The sequence below is a fragment of the Lactobacillus sp. UMNPBX17 genome, assembly GCF_002553735.1.
In the GTDB taxonomy this organism is placed as follows: domain Bacteria; phylum Bacillota; class Bacilli; order Lactobacillales; family Lactobacillaceae; genus Lactobacillus; species Lactobacillus gallinarum.
Genome location: NZ_PCYT01000056.1, coordinates 1 through 10,069, shown reverse-complemented (window position 1 = coordinate 10,069; position 10,069 = coordinate 1). Strand labels below are relative to the sequence as shown.

Here is a 10,069-nt window from a genome sequence, read left to right as displayed (position 1 = left end):
TAGTGCTTAGCATGATAATTGCTTCGATTGCGTCCTACATAAGAGTTGTAGACAAAGCGTTGCGCATCATAGTTCAACTTAATGATTTTCTTTTGCTTAGAACTAGGATAAAAGCGAAGCTTAACGCCAAAATGATAGGCTAAGCTGCTCATTCTCTTCATGATTTCACCTCCTTCTGTAGATTAGATATTTATATTGTACAGGGAAGTCGAACGTATGTCTCTATTTTTAGAATAAAAAAAGCTGACTGCTAGGTCAGCTTGGCCCTATCCATCCCCGCATTAAAATACGGGGATTTTCGGGCGTTTTTCATTAAAAAAGCATATTCTTACTCGAATATGCTTTTTAACTAGATATTGTCTAATATACCAGGTTCACTCGGATCATCTTTAATTGTGACATCAGCTCCAAGTTGACGAAGCTTCTCTTGTACACGATCATATCCGCGCAAAATATTGCCAGCCTTATCAATTACAGTAGTACCATTTGCCATTAATCCGGCAATCATTAAGCAAGCTCCCGCTCTAATTTCACCAGCTGTTACTTCAGCTCCATGAAGTTGCTTAGTTGGATGAGCCAAAATAATATTATCTTCAACTTTAATATCGGCACCCATCTTCTGTAATTGTGGAATATGACCATTACGTTTTGGATAAATATTATCGATTACTACGCCTTCACCTGATTTAGCAGTTAAAAGAAGCGGTGTAATTGGCTGTTGAAGATCAGTCGCAAAGCCAGGATACACGTCTGTCTTTACTTGTACCATCTTTAAGTCCCCTGCTGGGTAAACATAAAGTGAATCTTCATCTGCGTCAACTACTACACCCATTTCTTCTACCTTGGCTAAGTAAGAATCCAGGTGCTCCTCAATAATATTATGAATGCGAATACCATTACCAATGCAAGCAGCCAAGGAAACATAAGTACCTGCTTCAATTCGATCAGGAATAATTGTATGTGGAATTTGTGCTTTAAGCATATCCACACCTTCTATTCTGATAGAATCAGTTCCGGCACCACGAATTACTGCGCCCATATTGTTCAAAAAGGTCGCTAAATCAATAATTTCTGGTTCTTTGGCTGCATTTTCAATAATAGTTTGGCCTTGTGCAGTTACACTGGCCATAATAATATTCATCGTTGCACCAACAGACGGCATTTTCAAATGGATTTTTGCCCCATGCAATCCATCTTCTGGTGCTGTAATTACAATTTGATCATTTTCATTTTTTACACTGGCGCCTAGAGCTTCAAAGCCCTTAATATGTTGGTCAATAGGACGTGGTCCAATATCGTCACCACCAGGGAAGCCTACTACTGCCTTGCCAAAACGACCGAGAAGCGCACCCATGAAGTAATACGATGCACGCAAACTCTTAATCTTACCAGCTGGTAATGGACTCATCTTAATATTCTCTGGATCAATACGTAATGTGGTTTCTCCAAAATCACAATGTACATCCATCTCGCTTAATAAATCCATTAAGTTGACAACATCAGCAATCCTTGGGACGCCTTCCAAAGTTACTGGTGTTCTTGACAAAATCGATGCTGGAATGAGCGCAACTGTAGAGTTCTTTGCGCCACCAATCCAAACGTCACCTTGTAGAGGCTTTCCACCATGAATAATCATCTGCTTCATTGGCGAAAACAAATCCTTTTCTTTTACTTTCAATTAATCATAATAATGTTAAAGGAAATTTGAGAAAAAAACAAGAGCCGAGGTCCCTCAACTCTTGTTTTCTTAAGATTTTGTATAATTCAAGTGATTATTCATTAAAATTCTTGTGCTGGAAGTCCACTAGCTGCACCGATAAATGATTTAAATAATCCTTCTGGACGTTGTGGACGACTCAAAAATTCTGGGTGGTATTGAGCTGCAATAAAGAACTTCTTCTTTGGCAATTCAATAATTTCAACCAAATGATTATCTGGTGATACACCTGAGAATACCATACCAGCTTTTTCAAATGCTTCACGATATTTGTTGTTAAATTCAAAGCGGTGACGGTGACGTTCTTGAATTACATCTTGATCATCGTAAGCTTCACGAGTCTTAGTACCCTTCTTAAGAGCAGCTGGGTAAAGACCTAAACGCAAGGTACCACCAATATTTTCTTCATCACGCTTATCAGCCATGATATCGATAATATTGTTCTTACAATGTGGTTCTGCTTCAGTAGTATTAGCATCTTCAAGATTCAAGATGTCACGTGCAAATTCTACACTAGCCATTTGCATACCTAAGCAAATACCCAAGAATGGAATATCATTTTCACGAGCATACTTAATAGCAGTGATCATACCTTCAAGACCACGAGTACCAAAACCACCAGGTACGATTAAGCCATCAGAGCCTTCCATGATCTTAGCAATGTTATCGTCAGTAATATCCTCTGCTTGAACCTTATCTACATCAATCTTGGTGTTGTAAAGGTAACCAGCATGTTGCAAAGCATCAGTTACTGAGATGTAAGCATCTTCAAGTTCTACATACTTACCAACCAAAGTAATCTTAGTGTGGTGCTTCAAGTTCTTAGCACGTTCATCAAGCTTCTTCCAAGCTTTCATATCTGCTTCTGGCTTTGGACTTTCAATATGTAAGAAATCACAAACTTTTTGGTCCATACCTTGCTTTTGAAATGCCAAAGGCACATCGAATAATGAAGGAGCATCAATGGATTCGATAATTCGATCAACAGGAACATCAGTAAAAGTTGAAATCTTGTTTTTGTGTTCTTGATCAATTGGTTGTTCAGCACGAAGAACAAGCATGTTAGGTTGAATACCGATGCTACGAAGTTCAGCAACTGAGTGTTGAGTTGGCTTAGTCTTCATTTCATGAGCTGCATGAAGAAGTGGAACTAAAGTACAGTGAATGTACATTACATTTTCTTCACCAACTTCACGACGCATTTGACGAATAGCTTCCATGAATGGAGTTGATTCCATATCACCAACAGTACCACCAATTTCAGAAATAATAACGTCTGAATCAGTAGTAAGAGCTGCACGCATGATCTTCTTCTTGATCATATCAGTAATATGTGGAATTACTTGTACAGTAGCACCGTTGTAGTCACCGCGACGTTCTTTTTCAAGAACTTCTTGGTAAATCTTACCAGTAGTTACATTAGAATATTTACTTGTTCTAACATCAACAATTCTTTCATAGTGACCTAAGTCAAGGTCAGCCTCTGTACCGTCATCGGTAACATAAACTTCACCGTGTTGGTAAGGACTCATTGTTCCTGGGTCAATGTTAATGTATGGGTCAAACTTTTGCATGGTTACTTTTAAACCACGATTTTTAAGAAGTCGACCTAAACTTGATGCAGTAATACCCTTACCAAGTGAAGATACGACACCGCCAGTTACGAAAACATATTTTGTCATTTATTTGCTCCTTTTTAACTTATCCTTTAAACAAAAAAGCTCCCTTGTTAGGGAGCTAAACGCACATAGGGTGCCCAACAAAAATACTATCTGCTTTTTCCTCTTAAGTCAAGCAAATTAATTATCTTCGTCGTCATCATCATCGTTTAATTGTGATAATTGACCTTCAATTCCGTCTGGCAATACGTCATCTGTATCGTCATTATCTTCATCGTATTCAGAATCATCATCACCATAATCGTCATCGCTATCGTCAGCAGTAGCGTCTAAATCATCGTCTTCTGGATCATCATTATCATAATCGATAATATCATCATCACCAGTAGCGCTCGCTAAGAATGCGTTAACCTTCTTATGGTGCTTACGTGCATCGTCTTCTTCTTCATCTTCTGGGTGGTTAACTTCTTCATCAACTGATTCATATGGGAACCAAGTACGAAGTGCCCATACATTTTCACCCATAGAGATAAATTCACCATCAGTATTCATATTAGTATAAAATTGTGGCAAACGTTCACGAATTTCTTCGTCACTCTTATTCAAGTATTTTTGTACGGCATTAACGATATCGGCAAATGCCATTCTCTTACCATTATCTTCCAAAATTGCTCGTGCAACTTCGATCATTGATAATTCATCGCGGTTTTTGTCTTTAAATTTGTCTAATCCCACAGCTGTACGTCCTCTCTTTTACAATCTTTACTATTCTACTAGGCGTTTAAGTAAAAATCAACGTGACTGCATAGTTACCTATTAAGTATAGTCCATTAAAGAGGTCATATTCAAGCCGAAGTTGATGTGAACTTGCTTGCTCTTTATATTCAAGCAAATTTGTCACACTAGTCATATCCATTTGTCGTCCTTCAACAACATAGCGGCAATTAACTTTCTCACCAGGAACAAATTTCATCAAAGAATAGTTGTTATTATCTACCCCGCGCTTAATTATGAGTTCATCCTCTTTTAACAACATTTTAACAGGAATAGTGCCCTCTTCTTTATAAGATACACGAATTACACCATTATTTTCTTCTAGCTGACCTGAGGCTACTTTAGTAAAAGTTTCTGTTTCATCATCTTGTGTAATTTTACTAGTTAAATTAACCGTAATTGCTGCCATATCCTCATCCCTTTCATTGAACACTCTTGGTTGATATTTGCTATAATTTTATGTGGTTACAATCTATTTTAGTATATAATTCAAAAAATTAAATTATCAAGCTTGGTGGTTTTTATGGCAAGATTTCAAAGTGAAAAATTAAAACAAGAAGTTGTGCTCCGTGACCCTGTTCACGGTTATATCCATATCGAAGATAAAGTTGTCCTAGACGTTGTTAAGGCCAAGGAATTTCAACGCATGCGCAGAATTAAGCAGTTGGGACCTGTTAACTACGTCTTTCCAGGTGCTACTCATACCCGGTTTGAACATAATCTAGGTGTATATGAACTTACTAGAAGAATTTGTGATATTTTTGCAAAAAAATATCCTTCTATCACACCAGGTGATGGTCTATGGAATGATGATAATCGCTTATTAGTTGAATGTGCAGGCTTACTTCACGACATTGGCCATGGTCCATATTCTCATACTTTTGAACATTTATTTAATACTAATCATGAAAAAATTGGACAAAAGATCATTACAGATCCTAATACTGAAATCAACAAAGCTTTAAAACAGGTTGCACCTAATTTTCCTGAATTGGTAGCCAGCATAATTGCTAAAACTTATCCTAATCCACAAGTAGTTAAGATGATCTCTAGTCAAGCTGATGCGGACAGAATGGATTACTTGCAACGAGATGCATACTTTACAGGCGTTAACTATGGTCGATTTGATTTATCCCGCATTTTACGCGTTATCAGACCTTATCAAAACGGAATTTGTTTCACTAACAACGGTATGCATGCCGTTGAAGATTATATAGTCTCTCGCTATCAGATGTACCAACAAGTTTACTTCCACCGCGTAGGCCGTTCCATGGAGGTTATTTTACAGCATTTACTTGAACGTGCAAAAGATATTTACGAAAAGGGCAATTTAAAAGTTACTTCTAGTCTAGCTAGCTTTTTAGAAGGGAATTGGACTCTTGATGATTATCTTAATTTAGATGATGGCGTCATGGAAACAAACTTTTTAATGTGGACTGAAGCGCAGGATCCTATTTTATCAGATTTAGCTAAAAGATACTTATACAGAAAACCTTTTGCTAGTGTAAGAATTGACGAAGAAACTAAAAACCTATTGCCTAAACTGAGAAATATTATTAAGCAAACAGGATTCAATCCAGATTACTACACTGCCACTAATTCTGCTTTTGACGAGCCTTATGACGCTTATAAGCCATCAGGTAAAAATGCTAATAGTCAAATTGAAATCATGCAAGATGATGGCAGTTTAATCGAATTATCCCAGCTTAGTCCTTTAGTTCGAGCATTAAATGGTACTTTCCAAGGTGATGAGCGCTTCTTCTTCCCTAAGACCATGCTTTCACATGACGAAGATCAACCGCAAATTTTTGATCCCCTTTATGAACAATTCCAAAAATACGTCAAAAATGGAGCATTAAGATACTTAAGAAAGCCTCGTAAGAAGTAAAATAGATTTATATAGAAAAGAGGTATCTGTTATGAATAATGACGATTTAAATACAAACGTAAGAACTCAAATTAATCCCGAAGACGAGATTGAACATGTCGAAAAAAGTGGCTACAGACAAGTCAAAGACTTAATGAATACTATTCATGGTTATTGCATGGATTATACTAAGCTATCATTTGATTTCATTCATGACAACAAGGACTTAATTAAGGATATTGTGAAGACAGGATGCAAGACTGGTATGGTCGTCAGCATCGCCGCAGCAAGCGTAAGTATTGCTAAAGCTTTATCTAAAAATGAATAAATTTAATTAATAAAATGGGCTAGCCAAAAACTAGTCCATTTTTGTTTGCTTTTTTTCTTTCAATTCAAGTAGCAACGCATATAAAGCCCCATATAAGTTGGCATCATTACCATACTTTGCGGCTACTACGGGTGGAGCAATCATTTGCTTACCAATCATTGGATTATTTTCTAAAATTTTATGCAATTGATTATTAATCTCTTCAATTAAGACTGGTTGTGCACTAATTCCACCGCCAATTACAAATTTGGAAGCATTAATGATAGTTTGGATATTAATGATCATGATAGCCACATTGCGACAATAACGTTGAAAGATTGCCAATGCACGTAAATTTTCTTCATTAATCGCTTTAAAAGCTGCTACACCATCATCTAGATTCGAAACATTACCTAACGCTAAATTGATTTTTTTAATCATATTAACCGCTGAACAGGTATAACCAGTATATGCTGCCATATTTTTGGCGCCTATTCCAGCGTTAGTAATCATCCAGCTAAGCTCTCCTGCTTGAAATGTCCAACCATGAACGACTCGATGATTAACTACTATCCCACCACCAACGCCAGTTCCTAGAGTAATAGCGACGCCATCAGCTACATCATGTAATTCACCATGCCATTGCTCTGCTAAAGCCGCAGCTTTACCATCATTTTCTACGCTAACCGGTACCTGATATTTTTTGCCTAAAGTTTCTTGTAAATTCAGCCCATCAAGAAATGGCAGAGCACCACCAAAATAAATAACTTTGTGCTTAGTATCAATCTTACCTGGTGCGCAAACAGCAATTCCCTTAAACTGTCCTCGATATTTATCTGCTACTTGATAAATTGACTGCATAAACGCAGCAAGACTTTCTGTATTCGTCTCTACTCTGTCTTTTTCAAAAATTTTTCCTTCTTCATCAATCAAGGCATATTTCAAATTTGTGCCGCCAATATCAAAAGATAAGTATTTTGCCATGTTTTTCACCTAATACAAAAAACGGCTAGTCAATCGACTAGTCGTTTTTTTTAAATCTTTAATTATTCATTCTTGTCTGCTTCATATCTAGTATTAAACAATGGGCTAAGTGCCTTATGTTCTTGAATGTACTTGATAGCATCCCCCATAAGTGGACCCACTGATACTAAAAGCATCTTGTCGAGCTTCTTTTCAGCTGGTTGATTAATTGAATCAGTAAGAACTAAGTTCTTAATTGGTGAAGCATTTAATCTCTTGATAGCTGGACCAGAAAGAACAGCATGAGTTGCACTAGCATAAACTTCAGTAGCACCTGCATCAATTAATGCTTGAGCTGCTAAAGTAATAGTACCAGCAGTATCAATCATGTCATCAATGATAATTGCACGCTTACCCTTAACATCACCAATAATATTCATAACTTCGGCGACATTAGCCTTAGGACGACGCTTATCAACGATTGCGATAGGACAACCTAAGAATTCAGCAAGCTTTCTAGCACGGTTAACACCACCGTGATCAGGTGAAACAACAACTGCGCCTTCTTCTAAGTTGTTACGTAAGAAGTAATCAGCAAGAAGTGGAGCACCCATTAAGTTATCAACTGGAATATCAAAGAAACCTTGAATTTGTGGAGCATGTAAATCAAGTGACAAAATACGATTTGCACCTGCAGTTTGAAGCATATCAGCAACAAGCTTAGCAGTAATTGGTTCACGTGCACGAGTCTTACGGTCTTGACGAGCGTAACCATAGTAAGGCATCACAATGTTAATTGTACGAGCACTGGCACGACGTACAGCATCAATCATAATCAAAAGTTCCATTAAATTGTCATTTACTGGATCACTGGTGGATTGAATGAGGTATACGTCTTTACCACGTACAGTTTCATCAATATTAATTTGAATCTCGCCATCACTAAAACGTTCAACACTTGACTTTGAAAGTGGTACGCCCACACGATCAGCAATCTTTTGTGCTAATGGCACGTTTGAGTTGAGGGCAAAAATCATCATATCGTCTTTATAGGACATAATTTCCTCCGTAAAAATAATTAACCAGCTCTATTTTAGCAAAAGTTGTTCCAAAAAGAACCATGTACACCTTAATTATAACAAGATTTTTTGTTTTAACAGTAAAAAAGCGGTAAAAGCACTAACTATTCCTCACTAAAAAAGTTAGAATATACTTGTACTTTCTAGTACAACGAAAATATCCTAAAAAAATAAGACATAGCGTCTTTTGACGCTACGTCTTATTTTATTTTTCTCTTAATTAACGATTAATAGCTGAGTTTTGAACAGCGTAGTCATTAATGTTTAATGATTGTGTATAACCGTTAGTTACGATTGATAAAGTAGTGTTGTTATTTGAGAATTGAATTGCGCTTTCTGGAACGTTATTAGCATTTGCAACTGCTTTAACAATTGCAGTTACTTCATCTGGAGTCAAGCTGTTAAGGTTAGCTACAGCAATCTTAGCACCGTTAAGCTTAGCCTTAGCACTAGTAATAGCACTTTCTGCTTCGTTAACTTGACCGATAGTTGCACTAGCATTGTTATTTACTATAGCACCATCTGTAATAGCCTTGTCGTATGCAGCCTTAGCAGTTGAGCTTGAAAGCTTGTAAATCTCTGAAGCCTTAACACTAGCAGCTTCATTGATGCTTTGAGTCAACTTAGCCTTATCAGCAGTAGTAGCTACAGTAACATCAGCCTTAGCTTGTTCTGGAGTGTTAACAGCATTCAAAATCTTACCATCAACAGTTACTTCATCCTCCTTTAAGTAACCTCTACCACTAGCTAACTTGTAGAACAATTGTGGAGTTGAGTTCACTGAAGTTGCAATGTATCTTAATTCAGAAACTTGTTGACTTACACCAGCATCGAATATTCTATTAGCGTATTTTTGACCTTTAATGTCGTAAAGTGAAACAACGCCCTTAGTAATTACCTTAGTTGAATTTACATCTTCAGTATCTGGAACTTCAACAGTTGCTGCACCATCTGGTTCATTAATTGGATCAAGTTCTTCGCCCTTAACCTTGCCTACATTAGCAGCCTTAACAAATTGATCATCGCCAATCTTGTAGTAAAGCTTGGTACCAATGTATCTAGCTTCTGTGGTTTTAACGGTCTTGCCCTTCTTAACAAGCTTCTTCTTGGTCTTACCTTCACCGTTATAAATGTAGGCATTCTTCTTTAAAGTAATGGTAGTTGGTCTATCAACATTACCAGCCTTAACGAAAGCAGTACCTTCTTTATCAAGTTGGTAATACTTCTTACCCTTAATATTCACAGTACCGTAAGTATCAATTTCTGTACCCTTAGTAAGCTTTGACTTACCTTCATACTTCTTGATACGCTTACCATTTACGTCGTATACATAAGCATTGTGAATTAACTTAGTGCTGGTACTATCTTCTGATTCATCAGTAGAAGGCTTATTTGAAGAAGTATTCTTTGATGATGTCTTTTTAGTTGATAAACTAGTTGCAACTTTACCATCTACGTTAGCAGCCTTAATGTATGCCCCACCACCAAGACTGTAGTAAAGAACACCCTTAATAGTCTTAGTACCATTTGAATTTACAGTTACACCTTTAGCAATAGTAGTGTATTTAGCGCTACCCATGTAAGTCTTAAGACGCTTACCGTTCTTGTCATATACATAAGCGTTGTGAGTTAACTTAATAGTATTAGACGTAGTCTTTTTTGAAGTAGTTGTCTTTGATGAAGCAGCTTTTTTAGTAGTCTTCTTTGAAGTTGACTTCTTTGTTGAAGTGGTCTTTTTAGTAG

At 37.0% G+C, this 10,069-nt stretch carries 10 protein-coding genes; 2 read left to right on the top strand and 8 right to left on the bottom strand.

Features of this window, described 5'->3' with window-relative positions; all coding sequences use genetic code 11:
• The 5 genes from CP368_RS08150 to CP368_RS08130 form a co-directional block, all read right to left on the bottom strand.
• Positions 1 to 161: helix-turn-helix domain-containing protein (locus CP368_RS08150; RefSeq protein WP_158227428.1), on the bottom strand; the 161-nt coding region annotated here is incomplete at its 3' end.
• Between the two features lie 188 nt (positions 162 to 349).
• Complete coding sequence (locus CP368_RS08145; RefSeq protein WP_098044144.1) at positions 350 to 1,645, bottom strand: UDP-N-acetylglucosamine 1-carboxyvinyltransferase; 1,296 nt, start codon at positions 1,643 to 1,645, stop codon at positions 350 to 352.
• Between the two features lie 134 nt (positions 1,646 to 1,779).
• Entirely contained in the window at positions 1,780 to 3,399 is a 1,620-nt protein-coding gene (locus CP368_RS08140) for a CTP synthase (RefSeq protein ID WP_087235736.1), read from the bottom strand.
• A 117-nt stretch (positions 3,400 to 3,516) separates the two neighbouring features.
• Positions 3,517 to 4,071 (bottom strand): DNA-directed RNA polymerase subunit delta, encoded by a 555-nt coding sequence (gene rpoE, locus CP368_RS08135; protein ID WP_056945557.1) that lies wholly within the window; start codon positions 4,069 to 4,071, stop codon positions 3,517 to 3,519.
• Positions 4,072 to 4,117: 46 nt separating this feature from the next.
• Positions 4,118 to 4,519: a DUF1934 domain-containing protein gene (locus tag CP368_RS08130; RefSeq protein ID WP_087176565.1), complete on the bottom strand. Its 402-nt coding sequence runs from the start codon at positions 4,517 to 4,519 to the stop codon at positions 4,118 to 4,120.
• Between the two features lie 114 nt (positions 4,520 to 4,633).
• On the opposite strand from CP368_RS08130, the gene CP368_RS08125 reads away from it, so the two are divergent.
• Together CP368_RS08125 and CP368_RS08120 are read left to right on the top strand one after the other, a co-directional pair.
• Positions 4,634 to 5,998 carry an HD domain-containing protein gene (locus tag CP368_RS08125; RefSeq protein WP_098045958.1) on the top strand — a complete coding sequence of 455 codons (1,365 nt, stop codon included), beginning with the start codon at positions 4,634 to 4,636 and terminating at the stop codon, positions 5,996 to 5,998.
• Positions 5,999 to 6,029: 31 nt separating this feature from the next.
• Entirely contained in the window at positions 6,030 to 6,305 is a 276-nt protein-coding gene (locus CP368_RS08120; RefSeq protein ID WP_025005723.1) for a hypothetical protein, read from the top strand.
• A gap of 30 nt (positions 6,306 to 6,335) precedes the next feature.
• On the opposite strand, the gene CP368_RS08115 is transcribed toward CP368_RS08120, so the two are convergent.
• From CP368_RS08115 to CP368_RS08105, 3 genes are all read right to left on the bottom strand, one after another.
• Positions 6,336 to 7,268, bottom strand: a complete 933-nt coding sequence (locus CP368_RS08115; RefSeq protein WP_098044142.1) for an ROK family protein — start codon at positions 7,266 to 7,268, stop codon at positions 6,336 to 6,338.
• A 62-nt stretch (positions 7,269 to 7,330) separates the two neighbouring features.
• The gene (locus CP368_RS08110) at positions 7,331 to 8,305 is read right to left on the bottom strand and encodes a ribose-phosphate diphosphokinase (protein WP_098036713.1); all 975 of its coding nucleotides are present in this window, start codon (positions 8,303 to 8,305) and stop codon (positions 7,331 to 7,333) included.
• Positions 8,306 to 8,546: 241 nt separating this feature from the next.
• A partial coding sequence (locus tag CP368_RS08105) for an SLAP domain-containing protein (protein WP_098045957.1) occupies positions 8,547 to 10,069 on the bottom strand: 1,523 nt, incomplete at its 5' end.